The sequence below is a fragment of the Paraburkholderia bannensis NBRC 103871 genome (genome assembly GCF_000685015.1).
Classification (GTDB): Bacteria; Pseudomonadota; Gammaproteobacteria; order Burkholderiales; family Burkholderiaceae; genus Paraburkholderia; species Paraburkholderia bannensis.
This window is the reverse complement of sequence record NZ_BAYA01000001.1, coordinates 252,941-277,703: the sequence shown is the minus strand read 5'-3', so window position 1 is coordinate 277,703 and position 24,763 is coordinate 252,941. Positions and strand designations below refer to the sequence as shown.

At 64.5% G+C, this 24,763-nt stretch carries 17 protein-coding genes; 13 read left to right on the top strand and 4 right to left on the bottom strand.

The genetic code is table 11. The features are described from left to right. Positions 1-185: 185 nt before the first annotated feature. The 4 genes from smc (at position 186) to def (ending at position 8,139) form a co-directional block, all read left to right on the top strand. Positions 186-3,704, top strand: a complete 3,519-nt coding sequence (gene smc, locus BBA01S_RS01215) for a chromosome segregation protein SMC (RefSeq protein WP_027814836.1) — start codon at positions 186-188, stop codon at positions 3,702-3,704. 176 nt (positions 3,705-3,880) lie between these two features. Next, complete coding sequence (locus BBA01S_RS01210; RefSeq protein WP_027814835.1) at positions 3,881-5,200, top strand: cell division protein ZipA C-terminal FtsZ-binding domain-containing protein; 1,320 nt, start codon at positions 3,881-3,883, stop codon at positions 5,198-5,200. A gap of 348 nt (positions 5,201-5,548) precedes the next feature. Further along, the gene (ligA, locus tag BBA01S_RS01205) at positions 5,549-7,609 is read left to right on the top strand and encodes an NAD-dependent DNA ligase LigA (RefSeq protein WP_027814834.1); all 2,061 of its coding nucleotides are present in this window, start codon (positions 5,549-5,551) and stop codon (positions 7,607-7,609) included. Continuing rightward, the gene (def, locus tag BBA01S_RS01200) at positions 7,606-8,139 is read left to right on the top strand and encodes a peptide deformylase (RefSeq protein ID WP_027814833.1); all 534 of its coding nucleotides are present in this window, start codon (positions 7,606-7,608) and stop codon (positions 8,137-8,139) included. Before ligA ends, def begins: the two co-directional genes overlap by 4 nt. A 124-nt stretch (positions 8,140-8,263) precedes the next feature. On the opposite strand, the gene BBA01S_RS48535 is transcribed toward def, so the two are convergent. The 4 genes from BBA01S_RS48535 to map all read right to left on the bottom strand — a co-directional run bounded on the left by BBA01S_RS48535 (position 8,264) and on the right by map (position 13,954). Further along, positions 8,264-9,163, bottom strand: a complete 900-nt coding sequence (locus BBA01S_RS48535) for a pseudouridine synthase (RefSeq protein ID WP_322787802.1) — start codon at positions 9,161-9,163, stop codon at positions 8,264-8,266. Continuing rightward, on the bottom strand, positions 9,160-10,017 hold the full coding sequence (locus BBA01S_RS48530; protein WP_322787801.1) for a hypothetical protein: 858 nt from the start codon (positions 10,015-10,017) through the stop codon (positions 9,160-9,162). Before BBA01S_RS48530 ends, BBA01S_RS48535 begins: the two co-directional genes overlap by 4 nt. 217 nt (positions 10,018-10,234) lie before the next feature. After that, complete coding sequence (locus BBA01S_RS01185) at positions 10,235-12,814, bottom strand: [protein-PII] uridylyltransferase (RefSeq protein WP_027814830.1); 2,580 nt, start codon at positions 12,812-12,814, stop codon at positions 10,235-10,237. Positions 12,815-13,132: 318 nt separating this feature from the next. Then, positions 13,133-13,954: a type I methionyl aminopeptidase gene (map, locus tag BBA01S_RS01180; RefSeq protein WP_027814829.1), complete on the bottom strand. Its 822-nt coding sequence runs from the start codon at positions 13,952-13,954 to the stop codon at positions 13,133-13,135. Between the two features lie 423 nt (positions 13,955-14,377). Here map and rpsB point away from each other — a divergent pair, with 423 nt between their 5' ends. From rpsB to bamA, 9 genes are all read left to right on the top strand, one after another. Continuing rightward, the gene (gene rpsB, locus BBA01S_RS01175) at positions 14,378-15,133 is read left to right on the top strand and encodes a 30S ribosomal protein S2 (RefSeq protein ID WP_027814828.1); all 756 of its coding nucleotides are present in this window, start codon (positions 14,378-14,380) and stop codon (positions 15,131-15,133) included. A 213-nt stretch (positions 15,134-15,346) separates the two neighbouring features. Continuing rightward, a complete protein-coding gene (gene tsf, locus BBA01S_RS01170; RefSeq protein ID WP_027814827.1) occupies positions 15,347-16,228 on the top strand; it encodes a translation elongation factor Ts in 882 nt (293 codons plus the stop codon). A 277-nt stretch (positions 16,229-16,505) separates the two neighbouring features. Further along, positions 16,506-17,222: a UMP kinase gene (gene pyrH, locus BBA01S_RS01165; RefSeq protein ID WP_027814826.1), complete on the top strand. Its 717-nt coding sequence runs from the start codon at positions 16,506-16,508 to the stop codon at positions 17,220-17,222. Positions 17,223-17,314: 92 nt separating this feature from the next. After that, complete coding sequence (frr, locus tag BBA01S_RS01160) at positions 17,315-17,875, top strand: ribosome recycling factor (RefSeq protein ID WP_027814825.1); 561 nt, start codon at positions 17,315-17,317, stop codon at positions 17,873-17,875. Between the two features lie 63 nt (positions 17,876-17,938). Then, positions 17,939-18,721 (top strand): polyprenyl diphosphate synthase, encoded by a 783-nt coding sequence (uppS, locus tag BBA01S_RS01155; RefSeq protein WP_027814824.1) that lies wholly within the window; start codon positions 17,939-17,941, stop codon positions 18,719-18,721. After that, positions 18,715-19,524 carry a phosphatidate cytidylyltransferase gene (locus BBA01S_RS01150; protein ID WP_027814823.1) on the top strand — a complete coding sequence of 270 codons (810 nt, stop codon included), beginning with the start codon at positions 18,715-18,717 and terminating at the stop codon, positions 19,522-19,524. The genes uppS and BBA01S_RS01150 overlap by 7 nt, the downstream gene beginning before the upstream one ends. Positions 19,525-19,554: 30 nt before the next feature. Next, positions 19,555-20,733 carry a 1-deoxy-D-xylulose-5-phosphate reductoisomerase gene (locus BBA01S_RS01145; protein WP_027814822.1) on the top strand — a complete coding sequence of 393 codons (1,179 nt, stop codon included), beginning with the start codon at positions 19,555-19,557 and terminating at the stop codon, positions 20,731-20,733. A 133-nt stretch (positions 20,734-20,866) separates the two neighbouring features. Beyond that, entirely contained in the window at positions 20,867-22,363 is a 1,497-nt protein-coding gene (gene rseP / locus BBA01S_RS01140; RefSeq protein WP_027814821.1) for an RIP metalloprotease RseP, read from the top strand. A 67-nt stretch (positions 22,364-22,430) separates the two neighbouring features. After that, on the top strand, positions 22,431-24,737 hold the full coding sequence (gene bamA, locus BBA01S_RS01135) for an outer membrane protein assembly factor BamA (protein WP_027814820.1): 2,307 nt from the start codon (positions 22,431-22,433) through the stop codon (positions 24,735-24,737). Positions 24,738-24,763: the final 26 nt, after the last annotated feature.

The window sequence follows — 24,763 nt, the reverse complement described above, 5'->3', positions numbered from 1 at the left end:
GCGCGCATGCAGTGAATGAAGCGCGTGGTGCGGCGAGCCGTGGCGGCTGCCCGAGATGCTTGATGTATGCCTGATGCGGCGCGCCGCGCCGTCGTGCGACCGGTCTGACGGTCGGCGGCGCGCGGCCTGCGACCAGCGGCGCGGGCGGTCCCGTTCACTCTCCCTATTCAAACAGCGATATCGCCGTGCGTCTGACCTCGATTAAACTCGCTGGCTTCAAATCATTCGTCGATCCCACGCATTTCCAGGTTCCGGGCCAGCTCGTTGGCGTGGTCGGGCCGAATGGCTGTGGCAAATCGAACATCATCGACGCCGTGCGCTGGGTGCTCGGCGAATCCCGTGCCTCCGAGCTGCGCGGCGAGTCGATGCAGGACGTCATCTTCAACGGTTCCACGGCGCGCAAGCCCGGTAGCCGCGCGAGCGTCGAACTCGTGTTCGACAACGCGGACGGCCGCGCCGCCGGCCAGTGGGGCCAGTATGCCGAGATTGCCGTCAAGCGCGTGCTCACGCGCGACGGCACCTCCAGCTACTACATCAACAATCTGCCGGCGCGCCGCCGCGACATTCAGGACATCTTCCTCGGCACGGGTCTTGGGCCGCGCGCTTACGCGATCATCGGTCAGGGCATGATTGCGCGCATCATCGAGGCCAAGCCCGAAGAGCTGCGCGTGTTCCTCGAAGAAGCCGCGGGCGTGTCGAAGTACAAGGAACGCCGCCGCGAAACCGAAAACCGCCTGCACGACACGCGCGAGAACCTGACGCGCGTCGAAGACATCGTGCGCGAACTGTCTGCGAATCTCGACAAGCTCGAAGGCCAGGCCGTGGTAGCGACGCGCTATCGCGAACTGCAGGCGGACGGCGAAGAAAAGCAGCGTCTGCTGTGGCTCTTGCGCAAGAACGAAGCGGCGGCCGAACAGCAACGCCAGCAACGCGCAATCGAGCAGGCGCAGATCGACCTCGAACGTCACACGGCGCAACTGCGCGAAGTCGAGGCGCAGCTCGAAACGCTGCGCGTCGCGCATTATTCGGCAAGCGACGCCATGCAGGGCGCGCAGGGCTCGCTTTACGAGGCGAACGCCGAGGTGAGCCGCCTCGAAGCCGAGATCAAGTTCATCGTCGAGTCGCGCAACCGCGTGCAGGCGCAGATCGCCGCGCTCACCGCGCAGCGCGAGCAATGGCAGGTGCAGGCGCAGAAGGCCCAGGACGACATCGAGGACGCCGAAGAGCAACTGGCGATGGGCGAGGAAAAAGCCGCCGTCGCCGAGGAAGAGGCCGCCGCGAAACAGGAAGCCTTGCCCGCGCTCGAAAACCGCTGGCGCGATGCGCAGTCGCAGCTCAACGAGGAGCGCGCGGGCATTGCGCGCACCGAGCAGGCGATCAAGCTTGAAGCTGCGCATCAGCGCAACGCCGACCAGATGCTCCAGCAGCTTCAGCAGCGCGAAGAGCGCCTGAAGTCGGAAGCGAGCGGGCTCGACGCGCCGGATGAAGTGCAGCTCGAAGAGCTGCGCATGCAGCTGGCGGAGCAGGAGGAGATCCAGCGCGACGCGCAGGATCGACTGAGCGACGCACAGGAAACCGTGCCGCGTCTCGATGCAGAGCGCCGTGCCGCGCACGAGCGTGTCAACTCGGAAAGCGCGCAGACCCACCAGCTCGAAGCGCGTCTCGCGGCGCTCAAGCAGCTGCAGGAAAACGTCCAGACCGAAGGCAAGATCCAGCCGTGGCTCGAGCGTCACGAACTGGGCGCGCTGCCGCGTCTGTGGAAGAAGCTGCACGTCGAAGCCGGTTGGGAAACGGCGCTCGAAGCCGTGCTGCGCGAGCGTCTCGCTGCTCTTGAGGTGTCGAACCTCGACTGGGTGAAGGCTTTCGCAAGCGATGCGCCGCCGGCCAAGCTCGCGTTCTATGCGCCGCCGCTCGCGGCTGCGACGCCTGTCGCGCCCGCGGGTTTCACGCCGCTGCTTTCGCTCGTGCGGATCGACGACGCCGGCCTGCGCGCCGTGCTGACCGAATGGCTCGGCACGACGTTCGTAGCGACGGATCTCGCCGATGGTCTCGCCAGACGCGCGCAGCTGCCGGAAGGCGGCGTGTTCGTGGTGAAGGCGGGCCATATGGTCACGCGCGTGGGCGTGCAGCTCTACGCCGCCGATTCCGAACAGGCCGGCATGCTGGCGCGCCAGCAGGAAATCGAAAACCTTACGCTGCAACTGCGCGCCCAGGCGCTGCTCGCCGACGAAGCGCGTACGGCCGTGGTGCGTGCCGAAGCGGCGCACACCCAGGCAGCGGCTCAGCTCGCCGAGCTGCGCCAGCAGGCTGAACGCGCGACGCAGCGCGTGCACGCCTTGCAGATGGACGTGCTCAAGCTCACGCAGGCGCACGAACGTTACACCGCGCGCAGCACGCAGATCCGCGAGGAGCGCGAAGAGATTCGTGCGCAGACCGAAGAGCAGCGCGCGCTGCGTGCGGAGTCGGAAGCGAATTTCGAGCGTCACGACACCGAACTGGCCGAATTGCAGGCGCGCTTCGAAGACAACCAGCTCGCGTTCGAAGCACTCGACGAAGAACTCGGCACGGCGCGCAACCAGGCGCGCGATCTCGAACGCGCTGCGGGCGATGCGCGCTTTGCGGCGCGCAACATGGCCAACCGCATTGAAGAGCTCAAACGCAACGTTCAGGTCGCGCACGACCAGAGCGAGCGCGTCGCCGCGTCGCTCGAAGACGCGCGCGCCGAACTCGAAACGATCAACGAGCAGACCGCGCACACGGGACTGCACGACGCGCTGGAAATTCGCGCGGAAAAGGAAGAAGCGCTGCGCAACGCACGTGCCGAACTCGACGATCTGAGCGCCAAACTGCGCGCCGCCGACGAGACGCGCCTGAACGCCGAACGCGCGCTGCAACCGCTGCGCGACCGCATCACCGAATTGCAGTTGAAGGAACAGGCCGCGCGCCTGAACGGCGAGCAGTACGTCGAACAGTTGCAGGCCGCGGGCGTTGACGAAGTCGCGCTGCAGGAAAAGCTCACGCCGGATCTCAAGGCGCCGTACCTGCAAGGCGAAGTCACGCGCATCAACAACGCGATCACGGCACTTGGCCCGGTCAACATGGCCGCGCTCGACGAACTGGCCGCCGCGAAGGAGCGCAAGACCTTCCTCGACGCGCAGTCGGCCGACCTGACGAGCGCCATCGAGACGCTGGAAGACGCGATCCGCAAGATCGACCAGGAAACGCGCACGCTGTTGCAAGGCACGTTCGACCAGGTGAATTACCATTTTGGCGAACTGTTCCCGCGTCTGTTCGGGGGCGGCCAGGCGAAGCTCATCATGACCGGCGACGAGATTCTCGACGCGGGCGTGCAGGTGATGGCGCAGCCGCCCGGCAAGAAGAATTCGACCATTCACCTGCTGTCGGGTGGCGAGAAGGCGCTCACGGCCACGGCGCTCGTGTTCGCGATGTTCCAGCTCAATCCGGCGCCGTTCTGTCTGCTCGACGAGGTGGACGCGCCGCTGGACGACGCCAATACGGAACGCTTCGCCAACCTCGTGCGCGCAATGTCCGACAAGACGCAGTTCCTCTTCATCTCGCACAACAAGATCGCGATGGAGATGGCGCAGCAGCTGATCGGCGTGACGATGCAGGAGCAGGGCGTGTCGCGCATCGTGGCCGTGGACATGGAAACGGCCGCGGGTTTCGCACAGAATATCGGCTGAGTCGGTTAAGCAGTCAGGACGTTTCAGGAACTTAAGGGACGGCGCGCGGTGCGCGTCCGGCAGCGCCTCATGAAGGCGCTGCCGGCGCAGCAGATGCCCGCGACGCCACGCTTGCGGCAGGCGCAAAGGCACAGGCCGATGCGTGCCGCCGGAAAAGAATTGCAGATGGAGCATGCATGGATCAGTTGACTCTCGGGTTGATCGGCGCGGGTGCCGTAGTCGTCGGGGGCGTGGTGGTGTACAACGCGTGGCAGGGCGCCAGGGTGCGCCGCCGTATGCCGCGTCCGATGCCCGAGGAAGCGGTCGAGACCGCCCAGCGCGACGAATTGCAGGAGCCGAGCCCGTTCATCGAACCGGCTCGCGCGCCTTCGCGGCGCGAGCCGTCGCTGGCGGGCGCCGCTGCCGAAGAGACCGCCGTGCGCGTGGAGCCGGGGTTCGGTACGGCTGCGCCGGCTGACACACCTGTCGATATCCAGGCCGAGAGCACCGTGCCGAACGGTTTCGCCCAAGCCGACGAAGCGGCGCACGCAGAGGGCGAGACGCCTGTTGCGACGTCGGCTGAGCACGCCGAGGCCGCGGCTGACGAAGCGGTCGAAGCCCCTGCACAGGCGGCTGCTGGCGAAGACGAGCGTGTCGAGCCGGTGCTGCCGGCCGCCACGACGATCTCGTCGGCGCCGCCGGCGATCGTCGATCGCCGCATCGATTGCATCGTGCCGATTCGCCTGGGCGGCGCGCTGCCCGGCGAGCGCGTGATTCCGCTCGCCCAGCGCCTGCGCCGCGCGGGCAGCAAGCCCGTCCACATTGAAGGCAAGCCGGAGGGCGGCGATAGCTGGGAGCTGCTGCAAAACGGCGTGCGCTATGAAGAACTGCGTGCGGCTGCGCAGCTCGCGAACCGCAGCGGCCCGCTCAACGAGCTGGAATTTTCGGAGTTCGTCGCGGGCGTGCATCAGTTCGCCGATGCGCTCGACGGCATGCCCGAGTTTCCGGACATGACCGAGACGGTCGCGATGGCGCGCGAGCTTGACGGCTTTGCGGCGCAATGCGACGCGCAGCTTTCGATCAACGTGCTCTCGGACGGCGCGCCGTGGTCGGCAAATTACGTGCAGGCAGTATCGGCGCAAGACGGGCTGCTGCTGTCGCGCGACGGCACGCGTTTCGTGAAGCTCGACGCGAAGCAGAGCCCGGTGTTCATGCTGCAATTTGGCGACACCAACTTCCTGCGCGACGACCTCACGTACAAGGGCGGCCAGATGATCACACTGATCCTCGATGTGCCGGTCGCCGACGAGGACATCCTGCCGTTCCGCCTGATGTGCGACTACGCGCGTTCGCTCGCCGAGCGCATTGGCGGGCGCGTGGTCGACGATCAACGCCGCCCGCTGCCGGAATCGGTGTTGCAGAACATCGACAAGCAGCTCATGACGCTCTACGCAAAGCTCGAACAGGCCGGCATTCCGGCGGGTTCGGCGGCGACGCGCCGGCTTTTCAGCCAGTAATCGAGCCGGTAAAAACAACCGGATTCGAATGCGCGCAAAAGGCGCGGTGCCAGCAAGGCATCGCGCCTTTTTGCTTTTGGGCGTCGGGCGGCCCGCCTGGGGCGCGAATGTAGCGAGCAGCGTATTCATCTGGCATCGAAGTGAGGCGCGGCATGCGTGTTGTGTTCCTTTCACGCTCGCATCTGGCGCTTGCCGGGTCAATGGCTTGCGGCCAACGTTAGCCGTTTGGCCAGGACGCTCGGAAGACGCGTTCGCAGGCGCACGAAGTTAGCCGTTCGGCCGATGCGACAGGCACGGCTTCCTGAGATAATCTGTCTCCTAAATCACTCGTCAGAAGCCGCAACCAGCATGGTCCAGCATCCCGTCCGCCCCCCCGAAGCAAACTCCGCGACCGAGCGCGCGGCGTGGCTGCGCGCCGAACTCGAGCGCGCCAATCACGCGTACTACGTGCTCGACCAGCCGGAATTGCCCGACGCGGAATACGACAAGCTGTTCCGCGAACTTCAGCAGATCGAGTCGGAGCATCCCGATCTGATTGCGCCGGATTCACCGACCCAGCGCGTGGGCGGCGAGGCCGCAGCAGGCTTCGAGCAGGTCGTCCATGACGTGCCGATGCTTTCGCTCAACAACGGTTTCGCCGACGAAGACATCGCCGCGTTCGACAAGCGCGTGCACGACACGCTCGGCAAGGCCGAGGGCGACGAAGTCGAATATGCCTGCGAACTCAAGTTCGACGGGCTGGCCATTTCGCTGCGTTATGTCGATGGCGTATTTGTGCAGGCTTCCACGCGCGGGGACGGCACGACGGGCGAGAATGTCACTGAAAACGTGCGCACGATCCGCTCGCTGCCGCTGCGCCTGAAGGGCAATCGCGTGCCGAAGGTGCTCGACGTGCGCGGCGAAGTGTTGATGTTCCGCCGCGATTTCGCGCGCATGAACGAGCGTCAGCGCGAGGCCGGCCAGAAGGAATTCGCCAATCCGCGTAACGCGGCGGCGGGCAGTCTGCGCCAGCTCGATTCGAAGATCACTGCGCAGCGTCCGCTGTCGTTCTTCGCCTATGGCATTGGCGTGCTCGAAGGCGAGCCGATGCCCGCCACGCATGGCGAACTGCTCGACTGGTACGCCGAAATGGGCCTGCCCGTGAATGGCGAGCGTGCGGTCGTGAAGGGTGCTCAAGGCCTGCTCGACTTCTTCCGTGCCGTGGGCGAGAAACGCGACGGGCTGCCGTATGACATCGACGGCGTGGTCTACAAGGTCAACCGTCGCGACGAGCAGGACGCGCTCGGCTTTGTCTCGCGCGCGCCGCGCTTTGCGCTGGCGCATAAATTCCCGGCACAGGAAGCCCTGACGACGCTGCTCGCTATCGACGTGCAGGTGGGCCGCACCGGCGCCATCACGCCGGTCGCGCGCCTTGAGCCGGTGTTCGTGGGCGGCGCGACCGTCACTAACGCCACGTTGCACAACGAAGACGAAGTGCGCCGCAAGGACATCCGTATCGGCGATACGGTGATCGTGCGCCGTGCAGGCGACGTGATCCCGGAAGTGGTGAGCGCGCTGCTCGAACGCCGTCCGGAAGACGCGCGCGAATTCGTCATGCCGACCGAATGCCCGGTGTGCGGTTCGCGTATTGAACGGTTGCCCGACGAGGCCATCGCGCGCTGCACGGGCGGACTGTTCTGTCCTGCACAACGCAAGCAGGCGCTCTGGCATTTCGCGCAGCGCCGTGCGCTGGACATCGACGGACTGGGCGAGAAGATCATCGACCAACTGGTCGATCAGAACCTCGTGCGTACGCCCGCGGATCTGTTCAACATCGGCTTCGCGACGCTCGCGGAACTCGACCGCATGGCTGACAAGTCGGCGCAAAACCTGCTCGATTCGCTGGAGAAGGCCAAATCGACCACGCTTGCGCGCTTCATCTACGCGCTGGGCATCCGTCAGGTGGGCGAATCCACCGCCAAGGATCTGGCCAGATACTTTGGCTCGCTCGACCCGATCATGGACGCGAGCATTGAACAGCTGCTCGAAGTGAAAGACGTGGGGCCGATCGTCGCGGAATCGATTCACCAGTTCTTTGCGGAAGAACATAACCGCACCGTAATCGAGCAACTGCGCGCGCCCGGCAAGGTCACATGGGTCGAAGGGCCGCCCGCGCCCAAGGCGCCGGTGGGCGTGCTCGCGGGCAAGACGGTCGTGCTCACGGGCACGCTGCCCACGCTCACGCGCGATGCGGCGAAGGAAATGCTGGAAGCGGCCGGCGCGAAGGTAGCCGGTTCGGTGTCGAAGAAGACCGATTACGTGGTGGCGGGCGCCGACGCGGGCAGCAAGCTCGCGAAAGCCGAGGAACTCGGCGTGCCGGTGCTCGACGAAGAAGGGTTGCACAAGCTCCTGGAGGGGCATTCAACATGATTCGCGAAATTCTCAGGATGGGCGATCCGCGCCTGCTCGGCATCGCCAGACCCGTCGATCATTTCGACACGCCGGAACTGCACGAGCTGATCGCCGACATGTTCGACACCATGCACGCCGCCAACGGTGCGGGTCTCGCCGCGCCGCAGATCGGCGTAGACCTGCAGGTGGTGATCTTCGGTTTCGAGCAGAACGAGCGCTATCCGGAAGCGCCGGCCGTGCCGCAAACGGTGTTGATCAACCCCGTCATCCATCCGTTGTCGCACGACATGGAAGAGGGCTGGGAAGGCTGTCTGTCGGTGCCGGGGATGCGCGGTGCGGTGAGCCGCTATTCGATGATCCGCTACAACGGTTACGACCAGTACGGCAAGCCAATCGAGCGCGTCGCGGAAGGCTTTCATGCGCGCGTGGTGCAGCACGAGTGCGATCATCTGATCGGCAAGCTGTATCCAATGAGGATTACCGATTTTTCGAAGTTCGGCTTCACCGAGGTGCTGTTCCCCGACCTCGATCCGAATAGCGACGACTGAAGCGGTAAACGACGAGAGCGACGAAAGCGTCGAGCCACGAAATTGACGCGCAAGAAAAATGGGAGCCAGCGGCTCCCATTTTTTTATGGCCCGGCGCAAGGTCGCGCCGGTGTCAGGTCGGCGGTCAGAATCCCTCGTCCGCCGACAGATAGCGCCATTGGCCTTGCGGCAGCGCGCCCAGCAGCACCTGGCCCATGCGCACGCGCTTGAGGCCCACCACATGCAGGCCGACCAGTTCGCACATGCGGCGGATCTGGCGCTTCTTGCCTTCACGCAGCACGAAACGCAACTGCTCGCCGTTCTGCCAGCTCACTTGCGCGGGCTTGAGCGGCACGTCGTCGAGCGACAGGCCGTGGCGCAGCTTCGAAAGCAGTTCGGCCGGGAAGTGCTGGTCGACTTCGGTTTCGATGTCGCCGTAGGTGACGCGTACGAGATATTCCTTGTCGATGTCCGAGCTTTCGCCGATCAGTTGCTTCGCGACGCGGCCATCCTGCGTGAGCACGAGCAGGCCGGTCGAATCGATGTCGAGGCGTCCGGCCGGGGCGAGCGTGCGCAGATGTTGCGCCGAGAAACGGATGCCCGAACGATCGCCTTCCCAGTGGTTCTCACCGTTGATCAGCGTGACGGCGGGCTCGTAGCCGTCTTCGGCCTGGCCGGAGACATAGCCGATCGGCTTGTGCAGCAGGATCGTCACCTGGCGCGCCTGGGCAGCGAGCGCGGCGGGATCGACTTCGATGCGCTGCTCGGGCGTGACCTTGGCGCCGAGCGTGTCCACCACGACGCCGTCGACGAAGACCCAGCCTTTCTCGATCCATTCATCGGCTTCGCGGCGCGAGCACAGGCCCAGCTCCGACATGCGCTTGGACAGGCGCAGTGCGTTGTCGCCGTCCACTTCCTCGCGCTGGGCGCGTTGCGGCGCGCCTTCGCGGCGCGGGGCCTTGTCGAAGGACTTGCCGGCCGGCTTGCTGTCGCCGAATTTGCGCGCAGGCGCGCTGTCGCGGTCGCTGCCGTAGGTCGACTTCACCGGACGGGCGAAACGGCGCTCGCCGCCATCTTCACGCGGGCCGAACGAACGGCGCTCGCCATCTTCACGACGCGCGGGACGACGATCGCCGCCATCTTCGCGCGCACGGAACGGGCGACGTTCGCCGCCTTCGTCGCGGCGCGGGAAGCTGCGTTCGCCGCCTTCTTCACGCGAGCGGAACGGGCGGCGTTCGCCACCTTCGTCTCGACGCGGAGGACGACGATCACCGCCATCTTCGCGAGCACGGAACGGACGGCGTTCACCCCCTTCATCACGACGCGGGAAGCTGCGTTCACCGCCTTCCTCACGCGAGCGGAACGGGCGGCGTTCGCCACCTTCGTCTCGACGCGGGAAACGGCGTTCGCCACCTTCATCACGCGAACCAAACGAACGGCGCTCGCCGCCATCTTCACGCGCACGGAACGGACGGCGTTCGCCGCTTTCGTCTCGGCGCGGGAAACGGCGCTCACCGCCATCTTCACGCGGGCCGAACGAACGACGCTCGCCGCCTTCGTCTCGACGCGGGAAACGGCGCTCACCGCCATCTTCACGCGGGCCGAACGAACGACGCTCACCACCTTCGTCGCGGCGCGGAGGACGACGATCACCGCCTTCTTCACGCGCACGGAACGGGCGGCGTTCGCCACCTTCATCGCGACGCGGGAAACGGCGCTCGCCACCCTCGTCACGCGAACCGAACGAGCGACGCTCGCCCCCTTCGTCACGACGCGGAGGACGACGATCGCCGCCCTCGTCACGCGAGCGGAACGGACGGCGTTCACCGCCTTCGTCGCGCGAACCGAACGAGCGACGCTCGCCGCCTTCATCGCGGCGCGGGAAACGGCGTTCGCCACCGTCCTCGCGCGACATCGGCTTGCCGGCGCGCACCGGCTTGCCGCCCGCGGGTTTGGAGGTCGCCGGACGCGCGTCAGCGGGCCGCGCCTCAGCCGGCCGTACCGGTTTGCGGGCGGTCGTGCTGCCGCGTCGGACGGGGGAGCGCTCCGGCGTGGCCGGGCGCGGGTGTTTGGCTGTGAGTTTGGCTCGCATGATTCAGGTAATTCGCTTTGACTTTCACACTGCTATCGCGCGCAGCAGTTCGGTTTCGACACGGATCTGCAGGCGGTTGTCGGAGAGACCCGAACCGTCCAGCAGGAATACGTCTTCGACGCGCTCGCCGAGCGTGTTGATCCGCGCCGCGTGGACGCCGACCCGGTGCTCGGCCAGCACGCGCGCGATCGAATAAAGAAGGCCCGGCCGGTCGTTGGCCGACACGGACAGGATGTAGTACTGGCCGCGCTCGTCGGCCCGCAGGTCGACGCGCGGCGTCACCGGGAAGGTGCGCGACAGTCGCGAGAGCCGTCCCTTCGACGGTTCCGGCAGCACGTGGCTTTCGGCCGCGAGGCGTTCTGCGAGTTCCTGTTCGACCAGGTTCGCGATGTCGCGGTAATGCACGTCGCCCTCGGTGTGGGCGACGATGAAATTGTCCAGCGCGTAGCCATGACGCGTCGTACTCACGCGGGCGTCGAGCACGGACAGGCCGCTGCGGTCGAAGTACGCGCACATCGTCGCGAACAGATCGGGACGATCCTTCGCGTAGACGAGCACCTGCAGCGCTTCGCCGATCGGCGAGGGCCGCGCGCGCACGACGGGCGAGGGCGTTTCCACATGCCGGTAGAGCACGCGCGTCTGCCAGGCGATATCGGCGGCGTCGTGACGCAGGAAATAGCCGACGTCGAGCTTGTCCCAGAGTGCGCGATGCGCGTTCTCCGGCACGGTTTCGAGGCGCAGCAGCGCGAGCGCCAGTTCCTGGCGCGTCTTGAGTTCCGAATGCGTATCGGGGCGCGCACCGCCGAGCACGGCCAGCGTCGACCGGTAGAGGTCTTCGAGCAGCTTGCCTTTCCAGTTGTTCCAGACCTTCGGGCTGGTGCCGCGAATGTCGGCCACGGTCAGCAGATATAGCGCCGACAGCCGCCGCTCCGAACCCACCAGATCGGCGAAACGCTTCACCACTTCGGGATCGCTCGTGTCCTGCTTCTGCGCGACCTGGCTCATGGTCAGATGCTGCTGGACGAGCCAGACGATCAGGTCGGCGTCTTCGTCCTCGATGCCGTGTTCGCGGCAAAAGCGCCGCGCGTCCGCCATGCCGAGCTGCGAGTGATCGCCGCCGCGCCCCTTGGCGATGTCGTGAAAGAGCGCTGCTACGTACAGCACCCAGGGCCGCTCGAAGTTGGCGATCAACTGGCTGCAGAACGGATATTCGTGCGCGTGTTCGGCCACGGCGAAGCGGCGGATGTTACGCAGCACCATCAGGATGTGCTGGTCGACCGTGTAGACGTGATAGAGGTCGTGCTGCATCTGTCCGACGATGCGGCGGAAATTCAGCAGGTAGCGGCCGAGCACGCTCGTCTGGTTCATCAGCCGCATGGCGTGCGTGATGCCGGCCGGCTGCTTCAGGATTTCCATGAAGAGGCGACGGTTTTCCGGATCGCGGCGCCACTCCAGACCCATCGTCTCGCGCGCGTTGTAGAGCGCGCGCATGGTGCGCGCCGACAGCCCCTTCACGCCGGGCACCTGCTCGTAGAGCAGGAAGGCTTCGAGGATCGTGTGCGGTTCGCGCTCGAACACGTCGTCGGTCACGATTTCGATCATGCCCTGTTTTTCGACGAAGTGTTCCGACAGCGTGCGCGTGATGCCGCTCGTGCTCGGGAAGAGCTGGGCTTCGATGTTCTGGATCAGGATGCTGGCCAGCTGGGTCACCGCTTTGGCGGCCCAGTAATAGCGCCGCATCAACTGCTCGCTGGCGCGCCGCGCGCTGCTGGCCTTGAAGCCGAAGCTTTCCGCAACGGGCGTCTGCAGGTCAAAAACGAGGATGTCCTGGCGACGTCCGGCGATCACGTGCAGACGCGCACGCAGCGCCTTCAGGAACGCCTCGTTGCGGCGCAGTTCGCGCGCTTCGCGCGTGGTGATGAGGCCGCGCTGGTCGAGTTCTTTCCAGCTGCTGCCGAATGCCGCGGCTTCCGTGATCCACAGGATCAGTTGCAGGTCGCGCAGGCCGCCGGGGCTTTCCTTGACGTTCGGTTCCAGTGCGTAGGGTGTGTCCTGGAAGCGCGCATGGCGCTGGCGCATTTCCAGCACCTTGGCCTGGAAGAACGCGCGCGGGTCCATGGCGTCCCGGTAGCGCTGGGCGAAGTCGCCGAACAGCGTGGTGCTGCCGGTGATACGGCGCGCTTCGAGCAGTGACGTGCGCACGGTCACGTCATTGGCCGCTTCTTCGAGGCATTGCGAGACGCTACGCACGCTGCTGCCGATTTCCAGCCCAAGATCCCAGGCGAGGCCGATAAAGCGCTCGATGCGTGCTTCGAGCGGCGTGAGCGCTTCGTCATCGGGCAACAGCACGAGGATGTCGACGTCGGAGAACGGCGCGAGTTCGCCCCGGCCGAAGCCACCCACGGCGACCAGCGCCAGCGACGCGGGCAGCTCGCACAGGTTCCAGGCGCGGCGCAATGTCTCGTCGGTGGTGCGGGCCAGCGCGCGCATCAGCGAATCGACGTTGGACGTGCTCTTGAAGCGTTCGAGCAACTCGGCCTTGGCGGCCTTGTAGTCGGACTTCAGCGACGACGTATCGGGTGCGGCGACGGCGAGAACGCTCATGGTCTGGTGATGGTGGCGCGGTTGGTCGGGCAATCTCTTGCGACGAGGGCGCTCGCAGGGCGAGCCTTTCGGGGTGGGGTGCCGCTTTGCCGGCATTTCGGCCGGTTTTCGCCGGGCCGCAGCCTTGTCATTCCCCGTGTCATTACGATAGTGCGGGTAATGCGCTGTCTGCTGCTGTGTCTGCTGTGTCTTGTGTTGCCTGTGCAGGCTTCCCGCGCGCTGCGGGAAGCCTTGAACCGCCTTCGTCTGGACACGGCCCGATTAAACGGGCAAATGGGCAAACGGGCCGCGAGCGGCGGTTCGGTCTTGCCAGCCGCTTTAAGCCGGCGCGCCCGCCGTCTGGGCGACGATCGCCGGCTTCGCGGGGGTGCCCGCCGAAACCGTCAGCACTTCGTAGCCGGTTTCCGTAACGAGCACGGTGTGCTCCCACTGCGCCGACAGGCTGCGATCCTTGGTCTTGACCGTCCATTGATCCGGCATGGTGCGGATTTCACGGCGGCCCGCGTTGATCATCGGCTCGATGGTGAAGATCATGCCGGGCAGCAGTTCCGCGCCCGTGCCGGGGCGGCCGTAGTGGAGCACCTGCGGCTCGTCGTGGAACACCGTGCCGATGCCGTGGCCGCAGTATTCGCGCACCACGCTATAGCCCTGGGCTTCCGCATAACGCTGGATCGCGTGGCCGATGTCGCCCAGATGGCCGCCCGGACGCACCTGGTCGATGCCGAGCCACATACATTCATAGGTGGTCTGCACGAGGCGCTTTGCGAGGATCGAGCCCTCGCCGACGATAAACATGCGGCTCGTGTCGCCGAAGTAGCCGTCCTTGATGACGGTGACGTCGATATTGAGCGTGTCGCCGTTCTTCAGCGCCTTGTCGCCCGGAATACCGTGACAGATCACGTCGTTGATCGACGTGCAGATTGCCTTCGGGTAGGGCGGATAGCCGGGCGGCTGGTAGTTCAGCGGCGCGGGCACCGTGCCTTGAACGTTGGTCATGTACTCGTGGCAGAGCCGGTCGATTTCGCCGGTCGTGACGCCCGCAACCACGAAGGGCGTAATGTAGTCGAGCACCTCGCTCGCCAGTCGGCAGGCGACGCGCATTTGCGCGATGTCGTGTTCGTTCTTGATCGAAATGGCCATGGTGTGCGCCCGAAAATGCAGTCGAATATCGAATTATCGCACCTTATCCCTACGGTCGCTGGCTTTTGAAAAGGCGCGTGCGAAAGCACGATCGAATCGATCGCTGGGTTGGCGGGCAGTTGACGGTCACTCGGCGGCCTTTGTCCGAGGGTATTAGCCGTCTTGAGGCATGCACACTTTGCGTGCTATACTCTTGGGCTAAGTCGCTCCCGTCCCGTTCGAAAATAGAATGGTTGCGTGTGGGTGGCTGGGCCTGATGTTGCTGCAGGCCATAAACAATGAATGGCAACGGTAGTGCAATTTGAAATCGCGAGCCGGCGCACCCAGGGTGTCGGGCGCGCCAGTCCCGGATCCTCATAAGGCGGGGCGGCGCACCGATACGGCAGTCGGCTTAAGAAACCAACCCTAGCGGAGAATTGAAACATGGCAGTTACCATGCGCCAAATGCTGGAAGCAGGTGTCCACTTCGGTCACCAGACGCGCTTCTGGAACCCGAAGATGGCCCCCTTCATTTTCGGTCATCGCAACAAGATTCACATCATCAACCTCGAAAAGACGCTGCCGATGTACAACGACGCACTGAAGTATGTGCGTCAGCTGGCATCGAACCGTGGCACGATCCTGTTCGTCGGCACGAAGCGTCAATCGCGTGACACGATCGCTGAAGAAGCGCAACGCGCTGGCATGCCGTTCGTGAACGCGCGCTGGCTCGGCGGTATGCTGACCAACTTCAAGACGCTGAAGGTTTCGATCAAGCGCCTGAAGGACATGGAAGCAGCAGTCGAGGCAGGCGAACTCGAAAAGATGAGCAAGAAGGAAGCGCTCCTGTTCGAACGCGAAATCGCCAAGCTGCAAAAGTCGATCGGCGGCGTGAAGGACATGGGCGGCATTCCGGACGCAATCTTCGTGGTTGACGTCGGCTACCACAAGATCGCTGTGACGGAAGCCAACAAGCTGGGCATCCCCGTCATCGCCGTGGTCGACACGAACCACTCGCCGGAAGGCATCGACTACGTCATCCCGGGTAACGACGACGCCAGCAAGGCAGTCGCCCTGTACACGCAAGGCGTGGCAGACGCGATCCTCGAAGGTCGTGCTAACTCGGTGAACGAAGTGGTCGCAGCCGCGCGCGGCAACGAAGGCGACGACGAGTTCGTCGAGGTCAGCCCGGAGGCGTAAGCTGCCCCCGGTGTCCGGCAAGAAAAGGGGGCTTTCCATAGGCCCCTTTTTTTTAAGCCGTGGCATTCGACGCCCGTCATATGGGCGGCACCGTAGTCCTGTAGAAGCAGCTGTAAAAAAGCGTTTCAGCACGGGCAAAAACGGAAACGAATTCCTGCCGGTTGCATCGAATCATGCGGCCGGCGCGTACCAGACAGACTCAAGGAGCGAATGATGGCGGCAATTACCGCAAGCATGGTGGCAGAACTGCGCGCGAAGACCGACGCGCCGATGATGGAATGCAAGAAGGCGCTGACGGAAGCCGACGGCGACCTCGCACGCGCTGAAGAACTCCTGCGCGTCAAGCTCGGCAACAAGGCGAGCAAGGCTGCATCGCGCGTGACGGCTGAAGGCGTGATCGCTTCGTTCATCGGCGGCAACGCTGGCGCCGTGGTTGAGCTGAACTGCGAAACCGACTTCGTCGCGAAGAACGACGACTTCCTCGCGTTCTCGAACACGGTGGCCGAACTGGTCGCAACGCAAAACCCGGCTGACGTCGCTGCCCTGTCGGCTCTGCCGCTGGAAGGCTCGACGGTCGACGCAGTGCGTCTGGCACTGGTCGGCAAGATCGGCGAAAACGTCTCGATCCGCCGCTTCGCGCGTTTCGAAACGGCTAACAAGCTGGCAGCGTACCTCCACGGCACGCGCATCGGCGTGCTGGTCGACTACACGGGCGCTGATGAGCAGGTCGGCAAGGACGTCGCAATGCACATCGCGGCAATGAAGCCGGTCTCGCTGTCGTCGGACGACGTGCCGGCCGAGCTGATCGCCAAGGAGCGCAGCATCGCCGAGCAGAAGGCTGCCGAATCGGGCAAGCCGGCTGAAATCGTCGCCAAGATGGTCGACGGTTCGGTTCAGAAGTACCTGAAGGAAGTCTCGCTGCTGAACCAGCCGTTCGTTAAGAACGACAAGCAGACGATCGAACAGATGCTGAAGGCTGCTAACAGCTCGGTGCAGAAGTTCGCGCTGTTCGTCGTCGGCGAAGGCATCGAGAAGCGTCAAGACGACTTCGCAGCCGAAGTGGCCGCGCAAGTCGCTGCTGCAAAGCAGCAATAAAGGCCGCGCAAGCCTTTAGCAAGTGTCAAAGCAGCAAGCTTCAAAGCAGTAAAAGCCGTACCGCAGTACCGTAGCAAGCCGCGGCGGTGTTTCACCGCCGCGGTGGGCAGCGTAGCGACGCCCGAATTAGCGACGCCGGGCATGGCGTAATACCGCCGTGCCTCGTGGCGCAAATCTTCGCTATTTCTGGTGGCGCTTGCCCCAAGCCGTATTTCACCCCTACAGTTTCAAGTTATTGCCCTGTTAGTGCCTTTTGCGCGCGATCCTGGATACCTCCATGCCCACACCCGCCTATAAACGCGTCCTGCTCAAACTTTCCGGCGAAGCCCTGATGGGCGATGATGCCTTCGGCATCAACCGCGCCACGATCGAACGTATGGTGGCAGACGTGGCCGAGGTCGTGCGCCTGGGCACCCAGCTCGCAGTCGTGATCGGCGGCGGCAACATTTTCCGCGGCGTCGCGGGCGGCGCGGCCGGTATGGATCGCGCAACCGCCGACTACATGGGTATGCTCGCGACCATGATGAACGCGCTCGCGCTGCAGGACGCCATGCGTCACGCCGGCATCGAAGCGCGCGTGCAGTCCGCGCTGCGTATGGATCAGGTGGTCGAGCCTTATATCCGCCCGCGCGCGATCCGTCAGCTCGAAGAGGGCAAGGTCGTGATCTTCGCGGCCGGTACGGGTAATCCGTTCTTCACGACCGACACTGCTGCCGCCCTGCGTGGCGCGGAAGTGGGCGCGGAAGTGGTGCTCAAGGCCACCAAGGTGGACGGCGTCTACTCGGCCGACCCCAAGAAGGATCCGACGGCCACGCGCTACTCGACGATCAGCTTCGACGAGGCAATCGGCCGCAACCTGCAGGTCATGGACGCCACGGCGTTCGCACTGTGCCGCGACCAGAAGCTGCCGATCCGGGTTTTTTCGATCGTCAAGCCGGGCGCGCTCAAGCGCATCATTCAGGGCGAAGACGAAGGCACGCTCGTCCACGTGTAAACTCTCGTCTCACGCGAGATCGATCTCGGGCCGCGCCGCCCACTATGCGCGCAGGCGGGCCCGTACCGTAATGAAGGTTCGGAGGTATCAAAATGGCTGTGGCTGACATCAAGAAGGGCGCTGAGCAGAAAATGCAGCGTTCGATCGACGCATTCAAGAGCGACCTGGCGAAGATCCGCACGGGCCGCGCACACACCGGTCTGCTCGACCACATTCAGGTCGATTACTACGGTTCGCCCGTGCCCATCTCGCAGGTCGCGAACATGACGCTCGTCGATGCACGCACGATCGGCGTCCAGGCCTGGGAAAAGAAGATGGTTCCGGTGATCGAAAAAGCGATCCGCGACTCGGAGCTCGGCCTGAACCCGGCAACGCACGGCGACCTGATCCGCGTGCCGATGCCCGCACTGACCGAAGAGCGCCGCAAGGAACTCACCAAGGTCGTCAAGAACGAAGGCGAAACGGCCAAGGTCGCCGTGCGTAACCTGCGTCGCGACGCCAACGAGCAACTGAAGAAGCTCGTCAAGGACAAGGAAATCTCGGAAGACGACGAGCGCCGCGGCAGCGACGACGTCCAGAAGCTGACGGATCGCTTCGTGGCCGAAATCGACAAGCTCGTCCAGACGAAGGAAGCGGAAATCATGACGGTCTGAGGCCGCAAGGCTTCCAGTCCCGCCAGGGTTTTCTTTCCTTATTGCAGTCTTAGTCCGACGGCCATGACCTATACCAGCTCAACCGTTCACGTGCCCGACGTGGCGGCCGTACCGCGCCACATCGCGATCATCATGGACGGCAACGGCCGCTGGGCAACGCAGCGCCGCCTGCCGCGCGTCGCTGGCCATACGCGCGGCGTGGACGCCGTGCGTTCGGTCGTCGAGGCGTGCGTCGCGCGCGGCGTCGAGTTCGTCACGCTGTTCGCTTTCAGTTCCGAGAACTGGCGGCGTCCGACCGACGAAGTCTCCTTCCTGATGCGTCTGTTCGTCACCGCGCTCGAGCGCGAAGTGGCGCGCCTGCACGCGAACGGCATTCGCCTGCGCGTAGTAGGCGATCTGTCGATGTTCAATGAACGCATCCAGGACCTGATTCGCCGCGCGGAAACCAAAACCGCGCGCAACACCCGTCTCACGCTGACGATCGCCGCGAATTACGGCGGTCGCTGGGACATCATGCAGGCCACGCGCAAGCTGGTCGAAGCGTCGGTGGCGGCAGGCGAAGCGGTGCCGGTGACCGAAGACACGGTCAGCCAGTATCTCGCCATGAACTACGCGCCGGAGCCGGATCTCTTCATCCGCACCGGCGGCGAGCAGCGCGTGAGCAATTTCCTGCTCTGGCAGCTCGCATACGCAGAATTTTATTTCACCGACACGTATTGGCCGGATTTCGATGCGGACGCGCTGAACCGCGCCATCGAGTCCTACACCGATCGTGAGCGCCGCTTCGGCCGTACGAGCGCCCAGCTCGTCAAACAAAACCAGAACGCCGACTCGCTTTCATGCTAAAGACCCGTGTCATCACGGCGATCGTCCTGCTGGCCGTCTTCCTGCCGGTTACGCTGTTCGCGCCGGTGGCCGCCTTTGGCGCGCTGATCGGCCTCGTGGTGGTGTTCGCCGCGTGGGAATGGGCGCGCCTGCTCAAGGCCGGCAAGGTCGGCTCGATCGTCTACGCGGCCATCGCCGCCGTTCTCGTCTTTGCCAGCACCCGGCTGGAATCCGCTCGGCCGCTTTACCAGGCGGCGGGCATTTTCTGGCTCGTCGCCGGCCCTTATGTGCTGGCCCGCAAGCCGGTGCTGGCCGCAGGCGCCTGGCGCGCTTTCCTGCTGGCCGCCGGCTTCATCCTCTTTGCCGCCTGCTGGCATGCGCTCGTCGCCGCCCGCGCGCTGGGCGTGAGCTTCGTACTCTCGCTTCTGCTCGTGGTCTGGCTGGCCGATATCGGCGCATACTTCTCGGGCAAGGCATTCGGAAAGCATAAACTGGCTCCCGCGATCAGTCCCGGCAAGACCTGGGAAGGCGCCGTGGGCGGCTGGGCCGCCGTGATGGTCGTGTCGGTCGCCGCGCTCGTGCTGCAAGCGTTCGAGCCCACCTTGTATTCGGCGCTGGCTGCCCAGTTGGGCGTTGGCCGTGCGCTCTTCGTGCTGACGGTGCTGGTCGCGTTCAGCGTGATCGGCGATCTGTTCGAGTCGATGCTCAAGCGCCAGGCCGGCGTGAAGGATTCGAGCGGCCTGCTGCCCGGTCACGGCGGCGTCCTCGACCGCATCGACGCGCTGTTGCCGGTCTTGCCGCTGGCCATGCTGCTGCTCGGCTAACGCCAAACGCGCCCGGTTAGAGAAATGAAAATGCAAAAACGACTCACCCTGCTCGGTTCCACGGGCTCGATCGGAGACAGCACGCTTGACGTGGTCGCACGTCATCCGGATTGCTTCTCCGTCTACGCGCTCACGGCGCACCGCAACGGCGACAAGCTCGTCGATCAATGTCTGCGTTTCGCGCCCGAAGTGGCCGTGGTCGGCGACGCCGCAACGGCCCAGGACGTCGAGCAAAAGCTGCGCGCGGCCGGTTCGAAAACGGTCGTGACCTACGGCCCGCAGGCGCTCATCGACGTCTCGAAGAGCGATAGCTGCGATACGGTGGTGGCGGCCATCGTCGGCGCGGCAGGCCTTGAGCCTTCGCTCGCGGCGGCGAGAGCCGGCAAGCGCATCCTGCTCGCCAACAAGGAAGCGCTCGTGATGTCGGGCGACATCTTCATGGACACGGTGCGCGACAGCGGCGCCGTGCTGTTGCCGCTCGACAGCGAACACAACGCCGTGTTCCAGTGCATGCCGCACGACGGCGCGCATGGCGGCGTCACGAAGATCATCCTGACCGCCTCGGGTGGCCCGTTCCGCACGCGCGAGCCGTCCACGCTCGTGGACGTGACGCCGGAGCAGGCCTGCAAGCACCCGAACTGGTCGATGGGCCGCAAGATTTCGGTCGATTCGGCGACGATGATGAACAAGGGCCTCGAAGTGATCGAGGCGCATTACCTGTTCGATCTACCGGGCGATCGCATCGATGTGCTGATCCATCCGCAGAGCGTGATCCACTCGATGGTCTCGTACGCGGACGGTTCGGTGCTCGCGCAACTGGGCAACCCCGACATGCGCACGCCGATCGCGCATGCGATGGCGTATCCGGATCGTATCGATTCGGGCGTGGCGCAGCTCGATCTCGCGCAGGTCGCGACGCTCAATTTCGAGAAGCCGGACTACCAGCGCTTCCCGTGCCTCGCGCTGGCGATGAAGGCGCTGGCCGAGGGCGGCGTGGCGAGTGCGACGCTCAACGCGGCGAACGAAGTCGCCGTGGAAGCGTTCCTGAACCGTCGTATCGGCTTCATGGCGATCGCGCAGACGGTCGACGCCGTGCTGAACGCGCTGCAAAACCGCAGCGCCACCAGCCTCGACGTCGTGCTCGAAGCCGACGCAGCCGCGCGCCGCGCGGCCAACAAGATCATCGACAGCCTGCCAGTGCCGGCCTGAGGCGTTTCAGCCTTTCGGGCCCCGCCCGGGACAACGGCGCAGCGACGGCGGCGTCCCGGCGGCTCACAAGATCCGGCCTGATGGCGAGGCCGCTCCCCGCACTGGCGCGCTGCTTCCCGCATAGGAGGCGCATATGAATCTGCTCACCGAACTGGTGGCTTTTGTCGTAGCGATCGGCATTCTTGTCGTCGTCCACGAATATGGGCACTACAGTGTCGCGCGCTTGTGCGGCGTCAAGGTTCTGCGATTTTCCATCGGTTTCGGGCGTCCGCTTCTGCAGTGGGTCAGCAAGAAGACCGGCACTGAGTGGACTATCTCGGCGCTGCCGCTCGGCGGCTACGTCAAGATGCTCGACGAGCGCGAATTCGCCGACCGTCCCGGTGCCGCGAGTGCCATTTCCCCCGACGATCTTCCGCATGCCTTCAACCGTCAATCGGTCGGCAAGCGCATTGCGATCGTCGCCGCGGGCCCCATCGCTAATTTCATTCTTGCCATTGCATTGCTCGCGGTCGTGTATGCGAGCGGTGTCACTGAGCCCGCTGCGGTCGTAGCCGCACCGCCTGCACAGTCCGTCGCGGCGCGCGCAGGTTTCCTGGGCGGCGAAACCGTGTTGTCCATCAGTGCGGCCAACGGCAACGGCATGGAGCCGGTGCGCTCGTGGGCCGACCTGCGCTGGAAGCTGCTCAATGCGGCATTCGACCATCGCCATGTGGTGCTGGCCGCGCGTGACGCACATTCCGCTAGCGCAAGTTCCGACTACTCGCTCGACCTTTCGCGCCTCGACAGCAAGGATCTGGACGACGACTTCATGTCGCGGATCGGCTTCGAACCGGGTGGCGGTACGCTGCGCATCGCGGGCGTGGAAGCGGGTAGCGCGGCTCAGCAGGCGGGCCTGCAAAAGGGCGATCGCCTGAGCGCCATCGACGGCCGGCCCGTTGACAGCGCAAGCAGTTTTATCGCGTATGTGAAAGCGCACGCGGGCAAGCCAGTGCAGTTGCAGATCCAGCGCGGCGGTGCGGCGGCGAGCGGGGTTAAAGACTCCGGCAAGGACACGAGCAAGGAAGACGAACAGGGCGCCGCACAGAACAGCGCACAGAGCACGCCGTCCAGCGTGCAAACGCTGACGGTCGCCGTCACGCCCGCCGTGCAACGCGACGAAGAAACCGGCGAGCAGGTGGGGCGTATCGGTGCGGCGCTTGCCGCGCAGGGGCCGTCGGTGGAAGTGCGTTACGGGCCGCTCGAAAGTGCGCGCATGGGTGCGCATCGCACGTGGGACATCGGCGTGTATTCGCTGAGGATGTTCGGGCGCATGCTCACCGGCGAGGCCTCGCTGAAGAATCTTTCGGGGCCGGTGACGATTGCTGACTATGCGGGCAAGAGTGCAAGACTGGGGCCGTCGGCTTTCCTTTCCTTTCTCGCCCTTGTCAGTATTAGCCTCGGAGTACTCAACCTGCTCCCAATTCCGGTATTGGACGGGGGCCATCTGTTATATTATGCGGTTGAAGCCGTAACGGGCAAAACCGTCTCGGATCGCTGGCAGATGGTGCTTCAGCGGGCGGGACTTGCCTGCATCGTCGCGCTGTCGGCGATCGCGTTGTTCAACGACCTGGCTCGGTTAATCCATTTTTAAAGATGTCTGGCGGCGTCCGTGGGCGGGCCGCCTGATCTGATGCAGCTATACACACTGGGGAAGCACGTTGTTTAGACCTCATCGCTTGGTTCCAAAAACGGTTGCGGCCGCGGCGCTTGCCGCACAGGGGCTTGTGGCCCACGCTGCAACGGCACCGTTCGTGGTACAGGACATCCGTATCGAAGGGCTGCAACGCGTAGAGCCGGGCACGGTGTTCGCGTACCTGCCGATCAAGCAGGGCGATACGTTCACCGACGACAAAGCCTCCGAAGCCATTCGCGCATTGTATGCGACCGGCTTCTTCAACGACGTGCGCATCGCCAGCGAAGGCGGCGTGGTCGTCGTGCAGGTGCAGGAACGCCCCGCGATCGGCACGATCGATTTCGCCGGCATTCACGAGTTCGACAAGGACAACCTCACCAAGGCGCTGCGCGCAGTCGGTCTCTCGCAAGGCCGCTACTACGACAAGGCGCTGGTCGACAAGGCCGAGCAGGAACTCAAGCGCCAGTACCTCACGCGCGGTTTCTACGCTGCCGAAGTCACGACCACGGTCACGCCGATCGACCGCAATCGCGTCGGTCTGCTGTTCTCGGTCGTTGAAGGCCCGAGCGCGAAGATCCGTCAGATCAACTTTATCGGCAACAAGACGTACAGCACTGGCACGCTGCTGAGCGAAATGCAGCTGTCCACGCCGAACTGGTTCTCGTGGTACACGAAGAACGACCTCTACTCGAAGGAAAAGCTCACGGGCGACCTCGAGAACGTGCGTTCGTACTACCTGAATCACGGCTACCTCGAGTTCAACATCGACTCGACGCAGGTCTCGATCTCGCCCGACAAGAAGGACATGTACCTCACGATCGGGCTGCACGAGGGCGAGCCGTACAAGATCTCGGGCATTCACCTCGCCGGCAACCTGCTCGACCGCGAGGCGGAGCTCAACAAGCTGGTCAAGATCAAGGCAGGCGATCGCTTCTCGGCTGAAAAGCTCCAGGCGGCGACCAAGGCCATCGTCGACAAGCTCGGCGAATACGGCTATGCGTTCGCGACCGTCAACGCGCTGCCGCAGATCAACCAGGCGAATCACACCGTCGACCTGACGCTTCAGGTCGATCCGAGCCGCCGCGTCTACGTGCGCCGCATCAACGTGGTGGGCAACACCCGCACGCGCGACGAAGTCGTGCGCCGCGAAATGCGTCAGCTCGAAAGCTCGTGGTTCGATTCGAGTCGCCTCGCGCTCTCGAAGGATCGTATCAACCGTCTCGGCTACTTCACCGACGTCGACGTGACCACGGTACCCGTGGAAGGCACGGCCGACCAGGTGGACGTGGACGTCAAGGTCACCGAAAAGCCGACCGGCGCGATCACGCTGGGCGCGGGTTTCTCGTCGACCGACAAGGTGGTGCTCTCTGCAGGCGTCTCGCAGGACAACGTGTTCGGTTCGGGCACGTCGCTGTCGGTGAACGTCAACACCGCGAAGTCGTACCGCACGCTGGCTGTGACGCAGGTCGATCCGTACTTCACGGTGGACGGCATCAAGCGCATCACCGACGTCTACTACCGTACGTATCAGCCGCTGTACTACTCGACCGATTCGAGCTTCAAGATCATCACGGCGGGCGGCGACCTGAAGTTCGGCATTCCGTTCTCGGAAGTCGACACGGTGTTCTTCGGCATCGGCTTCGAACAGGATCGTCTCGACGTCGACGACGCCACGCCGCAGGCCTACAAGGACTACGTGTCCGCGTTCGGCCGTGTGTCGAACAACGTGCCGCTGACGATCGGCTGGTCGCGCGACGCGCGTGACAGCGCGCTGATTCCGAGCCGCGGCTACTTCCTGCAGGCGAACGCCGAATACGGCACGCCCGTCGGGTCGACGCAGTATTACAAGACCGATGTGCAGGCACAGTACTATTACTCGTTCGCCCGCGGCTTCGTGCTGGGCCTGAACTTCCAGGCTGGCTACGGTAATGGTCTGGGCGGCAAGCCGTACCCGATCTTCAAGAACTACTACGCCGGCGGTATCGGTTCGGTGCGTGGTTATGAGCCGAGCTCGCTGGGCCCGCGCGACAAGACGACGAACGACCCGATCGGCGGCTCGAAGATGGTGGTCGGCAACATCGAAGTCACGTTCCCGCTGCCGGGTACGGGCTATGACCGCACGCTGCGCGTCTTCACCTTCCTCGACGGTGGTAACGTCTGGGGCGACGAAGGCACGAGCATCGGCTCGAACGGTCTGCGTTACGCCTACGGTGTGGGTCTCGCGTGGATTTCACCGATCGGCCCGCTCAAGCTCAGCCTGGGCTTCCCGGTCACGAAGCACGAAGGCGACCAGTACCAGAAGTTCCAGTTCCAGATCGGTACGGCGTTCTGACGGGACGCGCAGGAACAGGCATTTAC